Origin of the sequence: Streptomyces sp. NPDC079167 (genome assembly GCF_040686735.1) — a bacterium.
In the GTDB taxonomy this organism is placed as follows: domain Bacteria; phylum Actinomycetota; class Actinomycetes; order Streptomycetales; family Streptomycetaceae; genus Streptomyces.
The window spans coordinates 19,939-42,909 of the sequence record NZ_JBFBLO010000019.1; the positions used below are offsets into that span (position 1 = coordinate 19,939).

The window sequence follows — 22,971 nt, forward strand, 5'->3', positions numbered from 1 at the left end:
CCGGGCAACGAAACCCTTTCGTTCGAGGCCGCACCCGCTGGGGACGAGTGGGGCGGCCCGCCACCAAGGAGATCCCGCATGAGCAGGAGCACCGGCAACGGAGCCGCAGACCACTCGGTGTCCAGGCGCGACATCCTCCGGCTGGGAACGGCAGCAGGCGTGGGGGCGCTGGGGCTGGGCCTGACCACCGGGGCGGCCGGCCCCGCGGGCGCAGCCGACGCAGGCCTCGAAGTACTCACATCCCCGAACTTCAACGTCGGCATCAGCCGGGCGACGGGCGGCATCTACCGGTTCTCCAACCCCACGGACACGGCGTACCTCACCAACTACGTCCTGAACCCGCAGCTCCGGCCGGCCTTCGACATCAACGACTCGCGCTGGCTCGGAGACATCGTCCTCACCACGAACGGCGTCACCCGGGTCACCTCGCTCTCCGACGACATCCGCACGGTGACGCGCAACGGTGACGAGGTGAAGGTGGTCTACGCCGGCACCGCCGCCCACGCCAACGGCATCCGCGGCTTCGGCCTCACGCTCTCGTACAAGCTGTCCGGGACCGCCGCACTGGACTGGACCATCACCCTCACCAACACCTCCGGCGCGCCCCTGGAGGTCCAGGATCTCGGCATCCCCATGCTGATGAACTCCTGGTGGACCGGTGGAAACCAGACCGGCATCTACGAGCAGAACGTGGGTCGGCACTCCTTCGTCGCGAAGCACGGCTCGTACGTGTACTGGCAACGGCCCAACGGCGTCGGCCCCTACCTCGTCATGGCGCCCAAGGACGGCACCTCGCTGGAGTTCCGCGACAAGGCGCGCACGGCCGAGGGGCCCTTCGGCGAGGTCGACCCGTCGTGGGAGGGCCTCATCCAGTTCAACATCCACTCCAAGACCCTGCAGACCGCGCGCGCCAACAAAATCGGCGGGTACCTCCCGGCCACCTCACTGACCCTCGCGGCGGGCGCCTCCCAGACCTACAAGTTCACCTTCCGGTGGGCCCAGAACTACGCAGACCTCCGCAACGTCCTCTACGACACCGGCGTGGTGGACGCGGTGTCCCTGCCCGGCATGGTCATCCCCCAGGACCAGACGGCCACCCTCGCCGTCCGGGCCAAGGGCGGCATCGAGTCGGTCGTCGGCGAGAGCGGCAAGGGAGTCACCGTCACCTCCCGCGGCAGCGCCAACGGCTACTCACTGTACGCACTGGGTTTCGCCCAGCTGGGCCCCGCGAACGTCGTGGTGCGGTACGCCGGCGGGCGTGAGTCGGTGCTCCAGTACAACTCGATCAAGCCCATCGAGCAGCTGATCGACACCCACGGCACGTTCCTCGTCGACCGCCAGCAGGCCCGGAACACCGGCCACGGCTACGAGGGTGCCTTCCTCCAGTGGGACATGAGCCGGCAGCAGCTCGTCACCTGGCACAACTACCCGGGCGGCGGCTGGAAGCAGTGGATGGCCGGCGGCTCCGACGACCTCGGCCTCTCGCCCGCGGTCTTCCTCACCGAGAAGAACCTCCAGAAGCCCGACCAGGCGCAGATCACCGCCGTCGACTACTACCTCACCCACTTCATCTGGGGATACCTCCAGTCCCACACCGACTCCTCGGGCAACCGCACCTACCGGGTGTACCACTGGTACGACGGCACCGACGGCACCGGCCCGGGCACCGCCGACGGGAAGGCCACCTGGCGGGTGATGAACTACCCGCACGTGTGGAACACGTACTTCAACATGTACCGCATCGCGAAGACGTATCCGGCGATCACGACCGCGCTCACCGCCGATGAATACCTGATGCGTGCCTACCGCACGATGCGCGCCTACTTCCTGCACCCGAACGTCGGCACGCTCGACGACGCCTCCCGGACCATGGGCTCCATGGGTGAGCACACCATGCCCGAGATCGTCGCCGCGCTCCGTACGGAGAAGCACTCCGCACAGGCGGACGAACTGGACGGCTACATCAGGACGAAGGCCGACGCAATGCTGTCGCGTGCCTACCCGTTCGCCTCCGAGATGAGCATCGACACCACCGCCTTCGAGACGACATACACCCTCGCCAAGCGGTACGGCAACGACGCGATGGTCAAGAAAACCACGCTCGCCTCCCTCGCCGCCCGCGGCACACAGCCGCTCTGGTATTACTACGGCTCCGACAACCGCCACATGGGCGAGTCGTGGTGGAACCTCGGCTACGAGACCCAGCTCGGCGCCTGGCAGCAGCAGGACTACCTGCTTAACTACGACCCGTCGGCCGCCGGCCTCGACACCGACACCGTGCTCCGGTCGACGTACGGCGCCTACCTGGGAGGCTGGGCCAACATCAACTCCGGGCAGATCAGCGGCGGTGCCGCCAACATCGGCGCCGCCTCCTGGCAGTACCAGAGCGAAAAGGGCACCGGCGAGGGCACCTGGAGCTTCATGCCTCAGCTGAACAACTGGTGGGCCTGGTCGGGCGAAGCCGATCTCGGCTTCTGGGGCGGCCTCAAGACGGCCTGCGTGCACGTCGTCAACGACGGAATCGTCGGCCTCTACGCCTACGGCGGCACCGTGAGCCTCACAGGCGGCAGCTACGTGATCACTCCGAAGGACGGTGTGCGCAAGCGCCTCGCGGTCCACCCCACGCAGAAGTTCGCCCTCGAACTGGTGGCGGCCCGGTACACCCGGGCGCAGATCACCACCGACCTCCGAGACATCCGCCTCCAGCTGGAGAACGTCACCAGCGGCAGCTACTCCCCGACGATCAACCTGCGTAACCTGCCGTCCGGTACCTACAAGGCGACCGTCGACGGGGCCACTGCGAGCACCACGTTCACGAGCGACGGCAGGACGGCCTCCGTCCAGCTCCTGAACCTGTCGGGTTCGACGGCGTCCGTCAGGATCACCCGCTGACCCTGTGAGCCCGGAGCCGGCAGCAACTCTGCCGGCTCCGGGCGATCCGATGTGGTGTGGCGCCGACGGGGCCGTCTACCTGATCACACCTGTGGCCGTGTCAACGGTCCACGAGTCCCGGCAGGCGATCGACACGGTGGTTTCGCTGATGCCGAGCGGCTGCCAGATGTACCGTGAGTCGCTGAGGTTGCCGGAGTTCCACCGGTCGCCCATGAAGACGTAACCGGTCGTGCCGGAGCCGGTGATGGGCTGGATGGACGTGGTCTGCGAGTTGCACGTGTTGGTGCCGGACGGCGCGAAACTGCGCCAGGTCGACCAGGTGCCCGTGAGGGAGGTGGCGGTCGCGTACTGATTGTCGTTGGTCGACCAGCCGGTCAGGTGCGAGCCGAAAAGGTAGTAGGTGCCACCGATCTTGACCATGGTCGGCGACTCGTACTGGGGCAGGGTCTTGACCAGGGCGGCCACGCCGAGGAAGTCCGGTGAGAGCCGGTAGATCTGCAGCTTGGCGTTGGTCCTGTCCTCACTCAGGAGGTAGGCGGTGCTGCCGTCGAGGAACAGGTTGTCGTCCAGGCTGTCATGGCCGAGAGGCTTGAAACTGCCACGGTAGCTGTAGGCACCGCACACGCTGCTGCTCGTGGCCACACCGGCCTTCCGTTCGGAGTAGTTGCTGTTGTCGATGTGCATGTACATGACAAATTGTCGCGTGGAGCTGTTGTAGACGACGTGCGGCCGCTCGACGATTCGGTTGGGTCCGAGGTCCCCACTGGGCTGCCGCGTCAGAACATTGCGGACGAAACTCCAGTTCTTGAAGTCGGTCGACGAGTAGCACTTGATGTTCTGGAAGGGGGACCCGTCGGTCTTGTCCTCGCCCAGCCAGTAGTAGGTTCCGCCGACCTTGGTGATGCCTCCTCCGTGCGCCTGTATGACGTTGCCCGATGTGTCGTGCCAGACCGTGCCGGGGTAGCGGGTCACGGGTGCGGCCTGGGCGGGCTGGGTCACCGCGAGGAGCCCGAGAAGCACCCCGAGGACGGCAAGTACGCGTTTCATGGCATCTCTCCTTCGATGTCGGATCGCCACACCTTGGTAGAGCCGCCGTGGGCATCTGTGCGAGCGGGCGAACCGGATTCGGTCGGAAGCAATCAGAAGTGACCGTGTGCGCGCTCCCTCCGGGGCCTGAAGACCGCCCTGGCCGAAAACCGGTCCATGGTCCCGCCTCGCGGCCGGCGCTCTATGCTCTGAAGGTTGCCGGCCCCGTTACGGGAGGGGCTCGGGCCCGGGTGCCGTAGCACGCCGAGGGCGGGAGTCGGAAGGGAGCGGTGCAGCGGCATGACGAGTGTCACCGGCAGCTCGGAGCGGAAGAAGAGGGCCACCATCTGGGAAGTGGCGGAGCTGGCGGGTGTGTCGCACCAGACGGTGTCGCGCTACCTGAGGGACAGCAACGGCTTGAAGCCCGCCACGCGTCAACGTGTGCGGCAGGCGGTCGAAGAGCTGAACTACCGGCCCAACCTCGTCGCACGGTCGATGCGGACCCGGCGGTCGAACCGGATCGCGGTCGTGCTGCCCGAGCTGACGAACTTCGTCCCCGCCCCCGTGCTCAAGGGTGCCTCGGCTGCGGCGCACGAAGCCGGATACATCACTGATGTCGTGGGGTTGGCGGGCGGCGAGACGCGTCGTGCCGAAGGCGTCCAGTCCCTGCTGGAGACCCACCAGGCCGAGGGAGTGCTCTCCTTCGTACCTCTGGCCGATATGAGCGGATGGTCCGACGGTGCGGGAAGGCCCGTCGTGGTCGTCGGAGAGTACGACGACAACATGCACTCCCGGGGAGCTCTCGCCGCAGGGGAGCCCGCCGAGCACATCATCCGCCACCTCGCGGCCCTCGGTCATCGCCGGTTTCTGCATGTAGCGGGTTCACAGGAGTGGGCCTCCGCGCGCAATCGGCGGACCGTGTACGTGGAGACGGTGACCAGGCTCGGGCTGGAGTCCTACGGCGTGGTGGACGGGGACTGGTCCGTCCGCTCCGGATACGAGGCGGCCCGGGACCTCCCGGTGAACAGCGGAGTGACCGCCGTGCTCGCCGCCAACGACTACGTCGCCATGGGTGTGATCCGCGGCTTCCAGGACCGGGGACTGAAAGTGCCGCGGGACGTGAGCGTTTTCGGCTGGGACAACGAGCAGTTCACCGAGTACTTCTCTCCGACGATCTCGACGGTTCACCTCGACCGTGAGGCTCTGGGCCGCCGGGCGATGCAGTCCCTTCTCGGTCGCATCGGCGGGCAGCCCGCCCCGGAGCCCCGGAGAAGCACGCCGTTCCACCTCGTTCCGCGAGGTTCCAGCGGCCCGGCTCCCCGCTGAACGGCCTGCTCGGAGGCGCTCCTTCCTTCGGCCGGCCACGGTGACGTATCGAGTGGAAGGTGATCGATCACGGGGCGCTCTCCCTGGAGGGACCTCCATGTCGCGTTGATTGCATCCAGTGATGGCCGTGGGGAACGCCATCGCCACTGATCGGCCACGAAGCGCTGGTTGCTTCACGGCCAGTCGCGCGCGGAGGGTTGACGCCTTCAGTGATCGATCACTATGTTCACGTTGCCGTAACCCGCAAGGTGGTCCCGAGTCCAACCGATGCACTCGATGGCTCGCTGAAAAAGATCGGCAGGGGTCCTGCCGTCAGTCTTCCGTCGAGGTGAACGACGGCACATCCCTGGATGGGCGACCGCAAGTCGCCCCGTGGGCGGGGTGATCGTTCGTTGGTTGGCACGTATGCGTCATGCAGGCGGTCACGTCCCTGTCGAGGCCGGCGCAGTAACAAGTCCGGCCGTCCTCGCGCCCTATCCCAGCACGGCACTCCGCGAAGGAGATCAACATGGCACCCGAACGCGAAAGCAACCACATCGGCCGCCGGGCCCTGCTCGCCGGCGGCGGCGCCCTCGCCCTGTCGGCGTTCCTCGAAGCGCCCGCCTCCGCAGCCGAGGTCCCCCCGAACCCGTTGCAGAAGTCCGGCTGGACCCTCGACCGGCACGACGAGTTCAACGGCAGCCTCGACTCGAGCCTGTGGGTGACGAAGTACCTCGAGTCCAGGACGACCGCAGAACGCGCGGCTGCGCGTTACGGGTTCCGGAACAACGCCCTGATCCTCCGGATCGAGGACTCCCAGCCCACGTACTATGCGGGCAACCCCATGAAAGTGTCGAGCATTCAGACCGGCCAGATGACCGGCCTGCACAAGACGACTCCCCTCGACCACAGCATCCCCACGAAGTGGAACTACACTCCCAAGTACGGGTACTTCGAGATCCGCGCCAAGACCTCCGCGCGCAGCGGGCTGCACGCCGCCTTCTGGGCCGTCGGAACCCAGAACTCGGCCGGCCAGAACGCTGAGATCGACATTCTGGAGGACCCGGGCCCGAACCCGAACCAGTTCCTGTTCAATCTGCACAAGTGGTCGGACCCGAACCTCGCCGAGTCCAGCAACACGATCACCACCGGCTTCAACCTGAACAACGAGATGCACATCTACGCACTGGAGTGGAACCAGTCGCAGATCAAGCTGTACATCGACAACAAGCTGGTGAAAACGATCAACTCGTCCCCGGCCTACAACATGGCGTTCCTCCTGAGTATCTACGAGAACGCAGGGTGGACCGGCACCGTCGATCCCACCGACACCCGGCCGAAGGAGTTCGTGGTCGACTACTTCCGCGCCTACAAGCCGGCCTGACCCCTTCTCCATGGTGACGCAGCGAATATTGCCCTTCGAGGAAATATTCGCTGCGTCACCATGCAATGATTGCCGCATGAGACAGGGCGATGTGCTGAAGGCGCTCGGCGCGAGGGCGGCCGACCAGTGGGGTCTGGTGACCGCGGCGCAGGCGAAGCTGGACGGTGTGCAAGGAGTGCAGCTGTTGCGGCTGGAGCGCGCGGGGTTGCTGAGGAGTGTCGGTCACGGGGTCTACCTCATGTCCGACGTCGCGCCGCCGGAGCACCTCCGCGCCAAGGTCGCATGGCTGAGGCTCGCTCCCAAGGCCGCGGTGCGGCCCCGCCGTGCCGAAGGCCCGCGAGCGGGTGTCATCTCGCATGCCTCCGCCTGTGAGGTTCACGGGCTGGGCGATCTTCCTGCAGGCCGGGTCGAACTCACTGTCCGGACACGGCGCACCACACGTGACGAGAACGTGGTGCTGCACTGCGCGGAGATGAGGCCCGAAGAGGTCACCCTCGTCGAGGGCCTGCCGGTGACCACGGTGGAGCGAACCATCGGTGACCTGCTGCGAAGCCGCACCGAAGGCGCCCACGTGGGCGCGGTCATCGCCGACGCCGCCGCGAAGGGGGCGATCAGCGCGGACCGCCTGGCCGGGCGGGTCGAGCCCTTCGCCGGCGCGTACGGACTTCCGCCCGGGACACCCGGTCGGAAGCTGGTGGAAACGCTGTGCGAGCAAGCGGGACGCGTCCCGCCCAGCGAGACATCCGAGGCACCCGAGGCACGAGAGGCCGGCCCGGACAAGAAGCGGGCGACGATTTGGGAGGTGGCGCAGAGAGCGGGAGTCTCGCACCAGACCGTGTCCCGCTACCTGAAGAACGACGGCGGAATGAGACCGGCGACGCGGGAGAGGATCGACCGTGCCGTTGCCGAGCTGAACTACCGTCCCAACCTCATCGCGCGGTCGATGAGGACGCAGAAGTCCAACCGGATCACGATCGTGTTGCCCGAACTGACGAACTTCGTGCCCATCCCGATTTTGAGGGGAGCCTCGGCCGCCGCGCACGAGGCCGGCTACATGACGGACGTGGTCGGACTGGAGGGCGGGGAGTCACGGCGCGCGGAGAGTGTGCTCTCCCTGCTGGAGACGCAACAGGCGGAGGGAGTCCTGTCCCTGGTCCCGGTGGCTGGTCTGGCGGATCAGGCCTGGGACCGGCGCCGCCCCGTCGTAGTACTCGGCGAGTACGACGACGACATGCACGCGCGGGGAGAACTGGCGAACGGGCGGCCCGCCGAGCAGATCGTCCGCTACCTCGCGGGCCAGGGTCACCGTCGCTTCCTCCACATCGCCGGTTCCCGGACGTGGGCGTCGGCGCGCAACCGGCGGGCTGTGTACGTGGACGCGATCGACCGGTTGGGGCTGGAGTCCTACGGAGTCGTGGACGGGGACTGGTCGGTGCGGTCCGGATACGACGCGGCCCGTGACCTGCCCGCCGATTCCGGAGTGACGGCAGTGCTGGCCGCCAACGATTTCGTCGCCATGGGCGCCATCCGCGGATTTCAGGACCGCGGTCTGCGCGTGCCGCAGGACGTGAGCGTCTTCGGTTGGGACAACGAACAGTTCACCGAGTACTTCCTGCCGACGATCTCGACCGTGGACATCGACCGCGAGACGCTCGGCCGCCGGGCGATGGGCTCCCTGCTGGGGCTGATACGAGGCGAGCCGGAGGCGACGGTCGATGTCAGTGACCTCTTCCGCGTGGTCCCCCGCGCGTCGAGCGGCCCGGCCCCCGGCGCGTGGGGCGCGGTCGGCTCGTAAACGACCGGCCCTCGGTTCCGTCCGCCGGGTGGGCCGCAGGGGCGGCGAGGGCGGCAGGCCCCAAAAAGTGATCGATCACTGAGCAACTATTGACGCTCAGGGTGACCGATCACTAAGTTCAGGTTGCCGGCCCGTTACGGTGCCGTGCCACGCACTTCTCCAAATTCCGTTCCGTTTCGCTGGACCGCGCGCTGCGGCTCAACGCCCTGGTGGCACGTCGACGTGCCGGGGAAGGAAAGACATGACACGACGAGGTACAAGGCTGGGGAGACTGGCTCCCTCCCTGGTGGGAGTCACCATCACGGCTCTGGCCGCCGCCTCCCTCACCGCGTGCGGAGCACCCGGTTCCGAGTCGTCTTCGTCAAAACCGACCGAGCCGAAGAAGCCGTCCAAGCCGATCACCCTGACCGTCCTCGACGGCAGTGGTGACCTGGCAGGGGGAGGCAAGGAGGCCATCGACGCCTTCGTCAAGGCGAATCCGGACCTGGTCTCCGGCGTCACCTACCAGACCGCCGCCTCGACCGATGTCGCCGGGAAGATCAAGGCTCAGCAGAGCGGCGGGGACGTAGACATCTCGCTGGTTCTAGGCGGGCCCGACGTGCTCGGAGCCGCCCAGCAGCAGAAGCTGCTCATCAAGCAGCTGCCCGACCAGTCGAAGGCCTTCGACCTGGCCGCCATTCAGGACGAGCCGCGCAAGGCGCAGCAGGATTCGGCCGGTGGGTACGGGATCCTGGTCAACTACGACACGAACGGGCCGTTCATCGATTACAACGCGTCCGAGGTCACCGAGTCGAAGGCCCCCACCACTCCCGACGAGCTCCTGGCCTGGGCGAAGTCACACAAGGGCAAGTTCAGCTATGCGCAGCCCGCCGCGTCCGGATCGGGCCGCGCCTTCATCCAGGCCCTGCCCTACATGCTGGGCGACAAGGACCCCTCGGACCCCGGCAAGGGTTGGGACAAGACCTGGAAGTACCTCGAAGAACTCGGCCGGTACGTCAGCAGCTACCCGGCGAGCTCCACACTGCTGGCCCAGCAGTTCGGCGCCGGCCAGCTCGACGTGATACCGACGATCATCGCGCACGACGTGTCGAACCGTAAGAGCGGCACCTGGCCCGAGGACACCGGGATCGCGCTCTTCGACAAGCAGAACTGGATCAGCGACGGGCACTTCGCGCTGGTCCCCAAGGGCATCAGCCCTGAGACGTACTACGTCGTCCTCGAGCTCCAGTCCTACATGCTGCAGCGTGAGGCCCAGCAGAAGCGCCTGACGACCGGGGTGCTCACCACGGCCAACAAGAACGTCACCACCGACAACTCCGGCGCCACGGTCAAGACCTTCGTCGGCAAGTGGGGCCGTCCGGACTTCTATGCCAAGGCACTCAACACGGGCGAGGTCCGCCTTCCATTGACGCCGGAGAAGATGCAGGAGGCCTTCGACCTGTGGCAGCGAAACGTCGGCTCCAAGGTGGGCGGCTGACCCATGACCACCGCGACCATGAGCAAGCCCGCCGTGGGGTTTGAGAAGCTCTCGATGCGGGGCGTCACCCGCAGCTACGCTAAGGCCGCCGCCCCGGCCCTGTCCCACCTGGACCTGGAGCTGGCCCGGGGCGAGTTCGTCGCCCTCCTGGGGCCCTCGGGCTGCGGCAAGTCGACCGCGCTGGCCTGCATGGCCGGCCTGCAGCCACTGACCAGCGGGTCGATCTGGCGCGACGACGTCCGCCTGGACACCCTGCCGCCAGAGAAGCGCGGCTTCGGCATGGTCTTCCAGAACTACGCGCTGTTCCCGCACATGAGCGTTCAGAAAAACGTCGAGTTCGGCCTCAGCATGCGCCGGGTGCCCAAGGACCGGCGTCATGAGCGAGCGCAGCGGGCACTGAAGCTGGTGCAGTTGGAGGAGCACGCCGGCAAGCTGCCCTCCCAGCTCTCCGGCGGCCAGCAGCAACGGGTCGCCATCGCCCGGGCGCTGGCGATCGACCCGGAGATCGTCCTCATGGACGAGCCCCTGTCGAACCTCGACGCCGCCCTGCGCATCGAGATGCGTACCGAGATCAAGCGGCTCTACCAGGAGCGCGGGCTGACCGTCCTCTATGTCACTCACGACCAGGAGGAGGCTCTTTCCCTGGCCACCAGGCTGGTAGTCCTCCGGAAGGGCGTGCTGGAGCAGACCGGTACTCCTCAGGAGGTGTACACCAACCCGGCCAGCGCCTATGTCGCGGGCTTCATGGGCTACCGCAACCTCTTCCCGGCCAAGGTCGAAAGCACCGGCCCGGGCGACGACGTCAGCGTCGGGGCGCACGGCACCGTCCTGCACGGCACCCGTCGCGCAGCGTCCGGCGGCGCTGCCGGGGCCGCCGTCAGCGTGGCCATCCGCCCGGAGGACCTCGTCGTCGGCGGACGCGCGACCGGCAACTCGATCAAGGCGATGGCCGAGGTCGTGGAGTACCACGGACGGGAACTGTCCGTGCAAGCGCGCACCGGTCCGGACACGGTGCTGCACCTGAAGACGAACGAACCCGTCGTCGCCGGAGCTGTCCTCGACCTGGGCGTGGTCCCGGACCGTGTCCTGGTCTACCCGGCCGACGACGGCGGGGAGACGGGCCGGCCCCATGTCTGATCTCCTCGAGCGGCCGCGGGCCGCCGACACACCGCGCCATCCGCTGCGGCACCGGCTGGCGGAACGGGGGATCGACTGGTCCCTGCTGTTGCTGCTGCCCGCGGTGGCGGTGATCGCCGGGCTGTTCCTCTACCCGTTCGTCTACGGAGTCACGATCTCCTTCCAGCCCATGGAAGGCGGAGGGGCGTTCGCGAACTACCGCGACTTCTTCTCCGACTCCTACCAGCGCGACGCGATCTTCAAGACGCTGAAACTCGCCGTCCCGGTCGCCATGGTGAGCGTCGGTCTCGCCGCGCCCATCGCCTACCAGTGCCGACGCAACTTCCGCGGCCGCAAGCTGGTCACCCTCGCGCTCATGCTGCCCATCACCTTCGGCAGCATCCTCGTCGCCCAGGGCATGCTGCGGGTCTTCTCCCCCTACGGCTGGGTCAACCTCACCCTCGAAGAACTGGGCCTGCCCCACGGCACGTTCCTCTACAACTACCAGGGCACGTTCATCGCAGCCGTGCTGACGACCCTGCCCCTGTCCTTCCTCCTGCTGATGGGTTTCTTCGGCGGCATCGACCCGGCATTGGAGAACGCCGCCGCCACCCTCGGGGCCTCCCGCGCCACCCGCTTCTGGAAGATCGTCATGCCACTGGCGATGCCCGGCATCCTCACGGCGCTGATGCTCGCCCTGGTCGAGGCCTTCGCCATCTTCCCGTCGGCGATCCTGGTCGGTCAGCCCGACAATGCCACACACGTCCTGACCATCCCCATCTACCACGCCGCGTCGCAGCGTTCCGATTACACCCAGGCATCCGCCATCGCCATCGTCCTCACGGTGATCGAACTGCTGATCCTCGGGCTGATGGTCCTGCTCCGCAACACCCTGTACAAGGGCCCAGCGGTGGGAGGAAAAGGCTGATGAGCACGATCACCGCCCCGAAAACCGGCCGACCCGAACCCGCTGCGCCGGCGGAGCGCACCGCCCGCTCCCGTCCCACCGTCACCGCCGTAGTGAGCTGGGCCGTCGCCAGCCTGTTCACCGCGGTCCTCCTCGCAGTTCTGGGATCGGTCCTCGTGGCCGCCTTCGGCAGCACGTGGCGAGGAACCTGGCTGCCGAGCGGCTGGTCGCTCGACTGGTTCCGTCAGGCCTGGGACACACCGGGACTGGCCGACTCCATCGCCGTGACCTTCCAAGTGGCCGTGGCCGACGTCCTGCTGGCCCTGACCATCGGCGTGCCCGCCGGCTACGTCCTGGCCCGCAAGACCTTCCCGGGCCGCTCGGCAATCCTGCTGCTCCTGCTGTTCCCGGCCATCCTGCCGCCGCTCACCTACGCGGTGCAGCTGGCGGCCCTGATGTACCGCCTCGGCCTCGGCGGCACCCTGACAGCGGTCGTCCTCGTCAACCTGGTCCCGATCCTGCCCCTGGTCATCCTGGTCACCGTGCCGTTCGTCGAGCAGATCTCACCGGACGTGGAGAACGCGGCCAAGGTGTTCGGAGCCAACAATCTGCGACTGTTCCTTCGGGTGTTGGTCCCGTTGCTGATGCCCGGCATCGTCGCCGCCGGCGTCCTCAGCCTGGTCCGTGTCCTGGGATCTTTCGAGCTGACCTTCTTCGTCAGCAGTGCGAAGACCCAGACTCTGGTGGTGACGATCTTCGGCGCCATGTCCGACCCGGGCGGACCCCCGGCCGCTCTCACGGCTGCCATGACGGTCTTCTACATGGCCATCGCCCTGATCGGTCTCGTCATCAGCCTGCGCTTCGCCAACCCCGCCCAAGCTCTGTCGGGCCGAGCCCACGGCTCGTCCTGAGTCCTTACGAAAGAACCTTCATGCCCGAGCACTACCCGCCGATACGCGTGGCCGTCGTCGGCACCGGCAACATCGCCGAGACCTGCCACCTGCCCGCGATCCAGGCCCAGAACGGCGAAGTCACAGCCGTGGCCGTCGTCGACGTCGACCACGCCCGCGCCACCTCCTTCGCCACCCGTTGGGGCATCCCCGCCGTCTACGACAACCTGCGGCAGATGCTCCAGGACGCGAGCCCCGACCTCGTCATCGTGTGCACGCCCCCCGTCGCTCACCGCGAGGCCATCACCACCTGCCTCGACGCCGGCGCATCGGTGTGGTGCGAGAAGCCGCCCACCCTGTCGCTCGCCGAGTACGACGCCATCAGCGCCCACGAGCGCGAAGAGGGGCCGTACGTGTCCTACGTCTTCCAGCACCGCTTCGGCTCCGCCGCCCGGGCCCTCCAGGAGCACATACGCACCGGAAGCCTCGGCGCGCCCCTGGTCGGCATCTGCCACACCCTCTGGTATAGGGACGACGCCTACTTCGATGTCCCGTGGCGGGGCAAGTGGGAGACCGAGGGCGGCGGTCCCACCATGGGCCACGGGATCCACCAGATGGACTTGATGCTCACCCTGATGGGGGAGTGGACCGAGGTCCGTGCGGCCACCGGCACCCTGGCCCGCGACGTGGAGACCGAGGACGTCTCGATGGCTCTGGTCCGCTTCGCCAACGGCGCCATGGTGTCCATGGTGAACAGCGTTCTGTCCCCGCGCGAGACCAGTTACCTGCGCTTCGACTTCCCCGAGGCCACCGTGGAACTCGAGCACCTCTACGGCTACGACAACTCCCACTGGACCTGGACCCCGGCCGTTCACCGAGGCGACGCCACCGCCGCCGACCTCGGCGCGCCCGCCGACAACGACGCCAGCTCGCACGCCGCCCAACTGCGCCTCCTCATCGCTTCCTTGCGTGTCGGCCGACGGCCCGAGGCCAGCGGCGACGACGGCCGTCGCGTGCTTGCCTTCATCGCGGCCCTGTACGAATCGGCGGCGACCGGACACGTCGTCACGCCGGACGCGCTCACCCCCGACAACGCGTACTACCACTCCATGAGCGGGCGCCCCAGCGCGGCCCGGGCCGACGCCGACAAGGAGCAGAACCGTGTCTGACACCCACTTCGACATCCGCCACGACGACGCGGGCAACGAACTGGTGGTGTCGGCCGCCGGAAAAGACCTCGCCACATACGTCTACCGGCCGGACACCCCGATCGAGGAGTCCCCCAAGCCCTACCTCTACCCACTCAGGACCCTTTCCGGCGCGCCCCTGGGCGTCTACCGGCCCTGGGACCACCGCTGGCACAAGGGCCTGCAGCTGACCTGGTCCCATCTGTCCGGTGACAACTTCTGGGGCGGCCCCACCTTCACCCCGGGCGCCCCCGGCCACGGCTACGTGTGGCGCGAGAACCACGGCCGCCAGCTGCACCGTGCCTTCGTCGCTCAGGAGCACAAGGGCAGCGAGGTGTCCCTCACGGAGACCCTGGACTGGGTCGCATCGAGCGACGACACCTGGCTCGACGAGAGCCGCACGCTCCGCTTCCACAGCGCGGACAGCGCCGACGGCACCTGGGCGCTGGACTTTTCCACCGGCCTCACCAACGTCCACCACAAGCCGCTGCGCCTGGGCAGCCCCTCCACGCACGGTCGCTCCAACGCCGGGTACACCGGACTATTCTGGCGGGGGCCCAGAGCCTGGACCGGCGCTGACATCCACGCCGCCGACGGCGAGAAGGGCGATCACGTCATGGGCACACAAGGGGCATGGACGGCCGTCACCAGCGACCACGACGAGATCGACGGCGGCGCCACCGTCCTCGCTTTCGCCGGAACAACCAGTGCCGCCGTTCCGCTGAAGTGGTTCGCCCGAAGCAGCGCCTTCGCCTGCCTGAACCCCTCACCGGCGTTCGATGCGGAGATCGAACTCGAACCCGGGGAGACGCTGCACCTGAAGCACCGCTTCGTCTTCATCGACCGCAAGCTCGACCGTCGCGAGATCGAGTCGATCGCCGAGAGGCACACACTGTGACCGCCGCCCATCCCGACTTCCCCGGAGCGGTCGGCCTGAGCCAGTTGCAGGTGTACCCGTGGGCCACGGCCGACGACGAACACGGCGGATCACCGCACATGCACCTCACCTGCTCCGAGTGCTACGTCGTCGTCAGCGGCCGGGGGCGGCTGGAGACCCTCAACCAGGAGGGCCATCGCGTCAGCGACCTGCGCCCGGGAGACGTGGTCTGGTTCGGCCCCGGCACCATACACCGGGCCATCAACGACGGCGATCTGCGCGTGGTCGTCGTCATGCAGAACAGCGGGCTGCCCGAGGCGGGCGACGCGGTCATGACCTTTCCCCCGGAACACCTGACACCCGAGCGGTACCCGCTCGCGGCGTCGGTCGTCGACTCCGCCGGCGCCCCCAGTCAGGAACGAGCCAGGGAACGCCGGGACCTGGCCCTCGGCGGGTTCGCTGAACTGACACGGCAGTGGCGGTGCGGCGACCGGTCCGGGTACGAAGACTTCTGCCGAGCAGCCGCCCGCCTGGTGCAACCGCGGCTCGAGACCTGGGCCGGTACGGTCCATGACGGGGCCCTGGCAGCCGCCCAGACATCACTGCGCCAAATCGACGCCCTCAAGAGCGATGACGTCAGTCATCTTTTCGAAGCCGTTGTCACACGCATTGAGCAGCCCTCCCAGCAGATGCTGGGCATGTGCGGTTTCCTCCGAGCGTACGACCCCGTCCGCCGTGCCGGCGGTTCACCGGCGCACGGTTGAGGAGTCTTTGCCCGGCAGGCGGGGATGCGCTGAATTGTTATTGTTATCGCTCACACTCTGGTCGCATCGAGATATGCGCACGCCTGCATTTGTCACTCGCCAGAGGTTGAGCCTGATCGAGTTAGCGCTCACAATGCTGGGTGTGTATCAGTCCGAGAGAACTCCTCCAACCTCCTCCACGGCCCTCTTCGCCGGAGGCCCGCCCGTCTGCCGCCCCGACGCGTACTCCGGGCAGCGGTGGACCTTCGGCTTCCCCGGCGGGCTCGTGGCGGAGGTGCACACGCGCGGCGCCCGCCTCCACGGCCTCTGGGTGCCGGACCGGAACGGCGACATGGCCGACGTCGTCCTGGCGCCCGCCGACCCGGCCCGAACGGCCACCGCCGCACGGTACTTCGGCGCCACCGTCGGCCGCTACGCCAACCGCATCGCGCACGGCCGGTTCACCCTGGACGGCACGTCCCACCGGCTGACCACACAGGAGAACGGCCACTGCCTGCACGGTGGGGCGGACGGGTTCGACACCCGGCTCTGGGAAGCCGAAAGCGTGCACACCCCCGAGCGGACCGGGGTGCTCCTGCACCTCCGCAGCCCGGACGGCGACCAGGGCTTCTCCGGGAACCTGGACGTCACGGTCGGCATGCTCGTCGGCCGGGACGGCGACCTCACCTTCTCCTACGCGGCGGTCACCGACGCCGCCACCCCGGTCAACCTGACCAACCACGCCTACTTCAACCTCGAGGGCGAGGGCGCCGGCGACGTCCTCGGCCACGAACTGACCGTCAAGGCCACCCACTTCACGCCCGTCGGCCCGGACCTCATACCGCGCGGCGACCACCTCCCCGTCACCGGCACACCGTTCGACCTGCGCCGGCCGCACGCGATTCACGAGGCGCTGGCGTACCCTGCTCAGCAACTCCATGCGACGGGCGGTGGGTTCGACCACAACTTCGTACTGAAGGCGCGCCGGGGCGACGCGCCGCGCACCGCCGCCGTCCTGTACGCCCCGGCCACGGGCCGGTCCCTGGAGGTGCTGACCACCGAACCCGGCCTTCAGGTCTACACCGGGGGACAGCTGGACGGAGCTGTCGTCGGCAAGGCCGGTACGCGCTACCGGGCGGGCGCCGGCATCGCGCTGGAGACCCAGCACTTCCCCGACGCGCCCAACCGCCCCGGCGACCCGTCCACCGTACTGCGGCCCGGTGACGAGTACCGGTCGAGGACGGTCCTGCGGTTCGGCACCAGGGACTGACGAGACACGGCTGTGCCCGCCGGTTCACCGAACCGGCGGGCACAGCCGTGTCAGGAGAGGGTCAGGCGCCGGCCCTCCGCTTGTTCCACACGTCGAAGCCGACCGCGGCCAGCAGCACCAGGCCCTTGATGACCTGCTGCCAGTCGGTGCCCACCCGACCAGGTTCATGCCGTTGTCGAGCACACCGAGGACCAGGCCGCCGATGATGGCGCCCAGGACGGTGCCCACACCGCCGTTCATCGACGCGCCGCCGATGAACGCGGCGGCGACGGCCCCCAGTTCGAAGTTCACCCCCGCCTTCGGAGAGGCCGCGTCGAAGCGCGCCGCGAAGACGAGACCGGCCAGCGCGGCGAGCATCCCCATGTTGAGGATGACCGCGAACGTCACCTTCCGGTCCTTGACCCCGGACAGCTTCGCGGCGGGCAGGTTGCCGCCGATCGCGTACACATGGCGACCGATGACCGCGCGCATCACGTAACCGAAGCCGACCAGCAGCACGGCCAGGATCAGCAGGACCACAGGCGCGCCCTTGTAGCTGGCCAGCGGCAGCGTCGTGACCAGCACGGCCGCGACCAGGGCCGTCACCTTCAGCGCGAACAGGCCCGTGGGCAGGGTGTCCAGCGTGAACTCCCGCTGGCGCCGGCGGTCCTGCAGCTCTTGGAGCACCACGTACCCGGCCAGTCCGAGCCTCAGCAGCAGGGTGATGTTGTGGTAGTTCGTCTCCGGCCCCACCTCGGGCAGGAAGCCGTTGGCGACCCTCTGCATGCCCTCTGGGAACGGGCCGAGCGTCTGGCCCTTGGGGAAGATCTCCGTCAGCCCGCGGAACAGCAGCATCCCCGCGAGCGTCACGATGAACGAGGGGATCCGACGTACGCGATGAAGTATGCCTGGAGCGCCCCCCGCGACCGTTCCCAGCAGCAGCGTGAGGGGCACCGCGACCGGCCAGATGAGGTGGTGCTCGACCATCAGCACCGCGCCGACGCCTCCGACCAGGGCCATCAACGAGCCCACCGACAGGTCGATGTGCCCGGAGATGATGACGATCATGATGCCGATGGCCAGGATCAGGATGTGGCTGTTCTGCAGCACCAGGTTGGAGACGTTGCGCGGCAGCAGCAGCAGGTCGCCTCCCGTCCAGATCTGGAACAGCAGCACGATCAGACCGAGCGCGAAGAGCATCCCGTACTGGCGCATGTTCCGCCGTACGCCGTCCAGGAGCACCCGGACCGCCGGGGTCCCCGTCGGCGGTGCCCCGCCCTCGCCCGAGGGCGGAGTGGCCTTCGTGTGGGTGCCGACGTCGGTGCTCATGCCTGCCGTCCTTCGGGTGTACGGGGGTGGTGTCCGGGGTCCTGTGCCGCATCAGAAATTCCTGGGTGGCGGCCTCGCGCGCGACCTCGCCGGTCAGCCGCCCGGCGGCCATGGTGTAGATGCGGTCGCACATGCCGAGCAGTGCGAGCAGCTCGGAGGAGATGAAGAGGATCGCCTTGCCCTCGGCGGCGAGCCGGTCGATCACGGTGTAGATCTCGAACTTGGCGCCCACGTCGACGCCGCGTGTGGGCTCGTCGACGATGAGGACGACGGGGTCGGTGAGGATCCACTTGCTGAGGACGACCTTCTGCTGGTTGCCACCGGAGAGACAGCCGACCGGTTCGAGGATGTTCGGCATCTTGATGTTCATCGTCCGCCGGTACCGCTCGGCGACCTTGCGTTCCTCGTGGCCGTCGACGACGCCGCGCCGGGCGAGGGCGCCGAGCGAGGCGAGCGAGACGTTCCGGGCCACCGATTCCCCGAGGCCGAGACCGTAGTGCTTGCGGTCCTTGGTGACGTACGCGATGCCGTTCGCGACCGCCTCGGGGACCGTACGGGTACGCACCTCGCGGCCGTCCTTGAGGACGGAGCCCCGCTCGTAGTGGCCGTACGAGCGCCCGAAGACGCTCATCGCGAGTTCGGTCCGGCCGGCGCCCATCAGCCCGGCGATGCCCACGATCTCCCCGCGGCGGACCTGGAGCGAGACCCCGTCGACGACCTTGCGGCCGCGGTCGAGCGGGTGGCGCACCGTCCAGTCCCTGACCTCCGGGCCGGGCGGGCGTCGCTCTCACTGGTGTACGGCGTGCGGCCGGGGAAGCGGCTGTCGAGGTCCCGGCCCACCATGCCGCGGATGATGCGCTCCTCGGTGGTGGCCGGGTCGTGGACGTCCAGGGGCTCGATGGACCGACCGTCCGCAGTGGTGACGGAATCGGCGATCCGGGCGATCTCGTTCAGCTTGTGCGAAATGATGATCGAGGGATGCCCTGGTCCTTCAGCTCCCGCATCAGCCGCAGCAGCTTGACGCTGTCCTTGTCGCGGATCAGCAGCCGGACGTCCTTCGCCAGCGCCTTCGCGATTTCCACCAACTGCTGGTTGCCGACACCGATATCGGCGACCTAGGTCTCTGGGTGGTCGTCCGGACCGACCCGCTTGAGCAGCGCGGACGCCCCGCGCAGCGACTCGCGCCAGTCGATGATTCCCCGCCGGGCCGGCTCGTTGCCGAGGAACACGTTCTCGGCGATCGACAGATGGGGGACCAGGGGGAGCCCCTGGTGGATGATGACGATGCCACGCTGCTCGCTGGCCCGAATGTCCTTGAAGCGGCATGGTGCGCCGTCGAAGAGGATCCCGCCCTCGTAGTCGCGGCGGCTCTGGAGCTGGATTGTTAGCGTTCGCATCAATGGGTCGCAAGGGGCCTAAACCGTGTATCGAAAGTCGATCTTGGGCGATGAACTATCGCGATTCATGGGGCGGGGAGATCTCACGGACGAACAGTGGGTGGTGTTGGAGCCGTTGCTGCACAAGGGGGCGAAGGCGGGGCGACCTGTCATCTGGTCCCGGCGGCAGCTGATCGACGGCATACGGTTCCGAGTCCGAACGGGCGTTCCATGGCGAGACGTGCCCGCCGAGTACGGGCCGTGGGGCCGGATCTACGACCTGTTCCGCCAGTGGCAGCGGAACGGCACCTGGCACAGGGTCTTCAGCCGACTCCAGTCCCTGGCCGATGAGAAGGGTGCGATCGTGTGGGACCTGAGCGTCGATTCCACTGTGTGCCGTGCTCATCAGCGTGCCGCCGGGGCCCGGAAGCAGGGTGACTTGCAAAAGGAACCGCCGGGCGGTGTCTTCTCCGAACCCCTTGATCATGGACTGGGACGCTCGCGCGGTGGGTTCACCACCAAGCTGCACCTGGCCGTCGAGCAGGGCCAGAAGCCCATGTCGATCGTGGTAACGGCAGGTCAGCGCGGGGACTCGCCACAGTTCGAACCCGTGTTGGAGAAAGTCCGCGTGCCCCGCCTCCGGCCGGGCCGGCTGCGCGTCCGTCCCGATCGCGTGCGGGCTGACAAGGCGTACGCCTCCCGCAAGAACCGCGCTTACCTGCGTCGCCGGGGGATCCGCTGCACCATCCCGGATACGGCGGACCAGGCGCGCAACCGCCAGAAGCTCGGCTCTCGTGGCGGCCGGCCGCCACATTTCGACCCGGCCGACTACCGCGAGCGCCACGCGGTCGAGTGCGGGATCAACCGCCTCAAGAGGCACCGCGCTGTCGCCACGCGATACGACAAACTCGCGGTCCGCTACGAGGCGACCGTCCTCGTCGCGGCCATCAACGAGTGGCTGTGAACATCGCCCGTTGGTGTCAGGTCCGCAGTTGCGCCTGGGTCTTCTCCGGTACTGCATAGCCGGGCACGGACGGCCACCGAACAGTCAGTACCACCGACTCTTCCTCCGCGAACCACGAGTGATCAACTCCGCACCCCCACACGACGTAATCACCCTGCTCCTCCAGTAGAACGCTACGGCCGGACAGTTCGACGCGGAACCGGCCGCTGATGAGAACCAGGAGAGCTGTGCGTTTCTCGCCCCTCACCCACTGCGACCGCTCATCGGCGCGGGGGTGCACGCCCCATTTGATCTCCAGGGCCTCGCTGTGGCGCGGGTCGCCAACGTCCTTGAAATGCCCGAGAAGCCACCCTCGGTCCAGTGCCGCATCTTTGCCCGCGTTGCCCACATACACGCTGTCATTCACATGCCCGAACGCTAGCAGCCGCTCTTGTGCTGGCAGTCAGCCTCGATGCACGGCCTAGGAGACTTTTCTCACGTCGCGGGGCGGTCGTAACCGGAGGAAAGGGAGGTAATCGTGGCGGACCTCGCCGGTTCAACCTGTTCGCCGCGCTACGCGCGGTGGTGGGCGTCGCCGCCGGTCGGCCGGGAACGACAAAAGTACACACAGCCCTTGCCCCCAAGGATTGTGAGCGCTAACAATCAACGAGGGGTCGATTGTCGCCCCGCCCACCCCTGACGAGAGAGACCGCATCGTGACGCCACACGCCTCTTCCGACCCCGTCGACCCGCACCACCCCGAGGCCTGCACGGTCGGCGTGGACTTCGGCACCCTGTCCGGGCGCGCCGTGGTGGTCAGGGTCCGCGACGGCGCTGAACTCGGCTCGGCGGTCCACGACTACCGCCACGCCGTCATCGAGGAACGCCTCCTGCTGACCGGCGTACCGCTGCCCCCCGACTGGGCGTTGCAGCATCCCGAGGACTGGCGCGACGTGCTGCGCACCGCGGTCCCGGCGGCGGTCGCGGCCGCCGGCGTCGACCCGGCCCGGGTCATCGGCATCGCCACCGACTTCACCGCCTGCACCGTCCTGCCGGCCACCGCGGAGGGCCTCCCGCTCGCCCTGCTGCCCGAGTGGTCCGACCGCCCGCACGCCTGGCCGAAGCTGTGGAAGCACCACGCGGCCCAGGAGCAGGCCGACCGCATCAACGCCCTCGCGCACGACCGGGGCGAGAAGTGGATCAGCCGGTACGGCGGCAGGATCTCCTCCGAGTGGCAGTTCGCCAAGGCCCTCCAGGTGCTGGAGGAGGACCCCGAGGTCTACGCCGCCTGCGCCCGCTGGATCGAAGCGGCCGACTGGATTGTCTGGCAGCTCACCGGCACCGAGTCGCGCAACACCTGCACCGCCGGCTACAAGGGCATCCACCAGGACGGCGCCTACCCCTCGCCCAACTTCCTCGGCCGACTCCACCCGGACTTCGCGGACTTCCCCGCCACCCGCCTGGAGCACCCGCTGTCGGCCCTGGGCTCGCGCGTCGGCGGCCTGAGCGGGCGCGCCGCCGCATGGACCGGCCTGCCCGAGGGCATCGCCGTCGCCGCGGGCAACGTCGACGCGCACGTGGCCGCCCCCGCCGCCGGAGCTGTGGAGAACGGTCGGCTGCTCGCCATCATGGGCACCTCCACCTGCCACGTCCTCAATGGCGCCACCCTCGCCGACGTCCCCGGCATCTGCGGGGTAGTCGACGGCGGCATCGTGGACGGCGCCTACGGCTACGAGGCCGGGCAGAGCGCGGTCGGCGACATCTTCGCCTGGTGGCTCCGCCAGGGCGTGCCCGACGACTACCGCGCCGAGGCCAGGGACGCCGGCGAGGACCTGCACCAGCTCCTGACCCGCAAGGCCACGGGCCGCCCGGTCGGGGCGCACGGACTGGTCGCCCTGGACTGGATGAACGGCAACCGCTCCACCCTCGTCGACCACCACCTCTCCGGCGTCATCGCGGGGCTCACCCTCGACACCCGCCCCGAGGACGTCTACCTGGCCCTGCTCGAATCCACCGCGTACGGCACCCGGGTCATCGTCGAGACGTTCGAGGCCGGCGGGATCCCCGTCGAGGAGTTCATCGTCACCGGCGGGCTGAGGAAGAACGCCCTGCTCATGCAGATCTACGCCGACGTCCTGCGCCGCCCCGTCTCCCTCGGCACCTCCGAGCAGGGGCCCGCGCTCGGCTCCGCCATCCACGCCGCCGTCGCCGCGGGCGCCCACCCGGACGTCCGGACCGCCGCCGCCCGCATGGGGAGCGTCCAGCGGCACGCGTACACCCCCGACCCCGGCCGGGCGGACGCCTACGACGCCCTGTTCGCCGAATACCGCGCCCTGCACGACCACTTCGGCACCGGCGCCGACCTGCTCCTGCACCGGCTGCGCAAGATCCGCAACACCGCGCGCACCGCGACGGCCGGCTGACCGGCAGGACCCCCCGGGCCCGAACCATTCTTTCCCGCACAACAAGGAGCAC

16 protein-coding genes and 2 pseudogenes are annotated in these 22,971 nt (G+C 68.2%); 14 read left to right on the forward strand and 4 right to left on the reverse strand.

All coding sequences use genetic code 11. From position 1 onward, the window contains the following. Positions 1 to 78: 78 nt before the first annotated feature. Positions 79 to 2,892, forward strand: coding sequence for a DUF5695 domain-containing protein (locus AB0P41_RS29975; protein ID WP_365935222.1), 2,814 nt, complete (start codon positions 79 to 81; stop codon positions 2,890 to 2,892). 75 nt (positions 2,893 to 2,967) lie between these two features. On the opposite strand, the gene AB0P41_RS29980 is transcribed toward AB0P41_RS29975, so the two are convergent. Then, positions 2,968 to 3,939 (reverse strand): family 43 glycosylhydrolase, encoded by a 972-nt coding sequence (locus AB0P41_RS29980; protein WP_365935224.1) that lies wholly within the window; start codon positions 3,937 to 3,939, stop codon positions 2,968 to 2,970. A 279-nt stretch (positions 3,940 to 4,218) separates the two neighbouring features. Between AB0P41_RS29980 and AB0P41_RS29985 the strand changes: the two genes are divergently transcribed. The 11 genes from AB0P41_RS29985 (at position 4,219) to AB0P41_RS30035 (ending at position 16,869) form a co-directional block, all read left to right on the forward strand. Further along, entirely contained in the window at positions 4,219 to 5,244 is a 1,026-nt protein-coding gene (locus tag AB0P41_RS29985) for a LacI family DNA-binding transcriptional regulator (protein ID WP_365935225.1), read from the forward strand. A gap of 508 nt (positions 5,245 to 5,752) precedes the next feature. Next, positions 5,753 to 6,607, forward strand: coding sequence for a glycoside hydrolase family 16 protein (locus AB0P41_RS29990; protein ID WP_365935227.1), 855 nt, complete (start codon positions 5,753 to 5,755; stop codon positions 6,605 to 6,607). A 76-nt stretch (positions 6,608 to 6,683) separates the two neighbouring features. After that, positions 6,684 to 8,402, forward strand: a complete 1,719-nt coding sequence (locus AB0P41_RS29995) for a substrate-binding domain-containing protein (protein WP_365935228.1) — start codon at positions 6,684 to 6,686, stop codon at positions 8,400 to 8,402. Between the two features lie 241 nt (positions 8,403 to 8,643). After that, on the forward strand, positions 8,644 to 9,879 hold the full coding sequence (locus AB0P41_RS30000) for an extracellular solute-binding protein (protein WP_365935230.1): 1,236 nt from the start codon (positions 8,644 to 8,646) through the stop codon (positions 9,877 to 9,879). A 3-nt stretch (positions 9,880 to 9,882) separates the two neighbouring features. After that, positions 9,883 to 11,016: an ABC transporter ATP-binding protein gene (locus AB0P41_RS30005; RefSeq protein WP_365935232.1), complete on the forward strand. Its 1,134-nt coding sequence runs from the start codon at positions 9,883 to 9,885 to the stop codon at positions 11,014 to 11,016. Further along, positions 11,009 to 11,923, forward strand: a complete 915-nt coding sequence (locus AB0P41_RS30010) for an ABC transporter permease subunit (RefSeq protein WP_365935234.1) — start codon at positions 11,009 to 11,011, stop codon at positions 11,921 to 11,923. Before AB0P41_RS30005 ends, AB0P41_RS30010 begins: the two co-directional genes overlap by 8 nt. After that, on the forward strand, positions 11,923 to 12,813 hold the full coding sequence (locus AB0P41_RS30015) for an ABC transporter permease subunit (protein ID WP_365935235.1): 891 nt from the start codon (positions 11,923 to 11,925) through the stop codon (positions 12,811 to 12,813). The genes AB0P41_RS30010 and AB0P41_RS30015 overlap by 1 nt, the downstream gene beginning before the upstream one ends. Before the next feature lie 20 nt (positions 12,814 to 12,833). Continuing rightward, complete coding sequence (locus AB0P41_RS30020; RefSeq protein WP_365935236.1) at positions 12,834 to 13,961, forward strand: Gfo/Idh/MocA family oxidoreductase; 1,128 nt, start codon at positions 12,834 to 12,836, stop codon at positions 13,959 to 13,961. Continuing rightward, positions 13,954 to 14,877, forward strand: a complete 924-nt coding sequence (locus AB0P41_RS30025; RefSeq protein WP_365935238.1) for a PmoA family protein — start codon at positions 13,954 to 13,956, stop codon at positions 14,875 to 14,877. Before AB0P41_RS30020 ends, AB0P41_RS30025 begins: the two co-directional genes overlap by 8 nt. Then, positions 14,874 to 15,620, forward strand: coding sequence for a cupin domain-containing protein (locus AB0P41_RS30030; protein ID WP_365935239.1), 747 nt, complete (start codon positions 14,874 to 14,876; stop codon positions 15,618 to 15,620). Before AB0P41_RS30025 ends, AB0P41_RS30030 begins: the two co-directional genes overlap by 4 nt. A gap of 142 nt (positions 15,621 to 15,762) precedes the next feature. After that, a complete protein-coding gene (locus tag AB0P41_RS30035) occupies positions 15,763 to 16,869 on the forward strand; it encodes an aldose epimerase family protein (RefSeq protein ID WP_365935241.1) in 1,107 nt (368 codons plus the stop codon). A 61-nt stretch (positions 16,870 to 16,930) separates the two neighbouring features. On the opposite strand, the pseudogene mmsB reads toward AB0P41_RS30035, so the two are convergent. Next, positions 16,931 to 18,177 (reverse strand): annotated as a pseudogene (mmsB, locus tag AB0P41_RS30040) (multiple monosaccharide ABC transporter permease). A 43-nt stretch (positions 18,178 to 18,220) separates the two neighbouring features. Next, positions 18,221 to 19,535, reverse strand: a pseudogene (locus AB0P41_RS30045) (sugar ABC transporter ATP-binding protein); the annotation flags it as partial. Between the two features lie 106 nt (positions 19,536 to 19,641). Between AB0P41_RS30045 and AB0P41_RS30050 the strand changes: the two are divergent. Then, complete coding sequence (locus AB0P41_RS30050) at positions 19,642 to 20,517, forward strand: IS5 family transposase (RefSeq protein ID WP_365935308.1); 876 nt, start codon at positions 19,642 to 19,644, stop codon at positions 20,515 to 20,517. Positions 20,518 to 20,533: 16 nt separating this feature from the next. Here AB0P41_RS30050 and AB0P41_RS30055 read toward each other — a convergent pair whose 3' ends face one another. Next, positions 20,534 to 20,923, reverse strand: coding sequence for a signal peptidase I (locus AB0P41_RS30055; protein WP_365935243.1), 390 nt, complete (start codon positions 20,921 to 20,923; stop codon positions 20,534 to 20,536). Positions 20,924 to 21,212: 289 nt separating this feature from the next. On the opposite strand from AB0P41_RS30055, the gene araB reads away from it, so the two are divergent. Next, positions 21,213 to 22,919 (forward strand): ribulokinase, encoded by a 1,707-nt coding sequence (gene araB, locus AB0P41_RS30060; protein ID WP_365935245.1) that lies wholly within the window; start codon positions 21,213 to 21,215, stop codon positions 22,917 to 22,919. Positions 22,920 to 22,971: the final 52 nt, after the last annotated feature.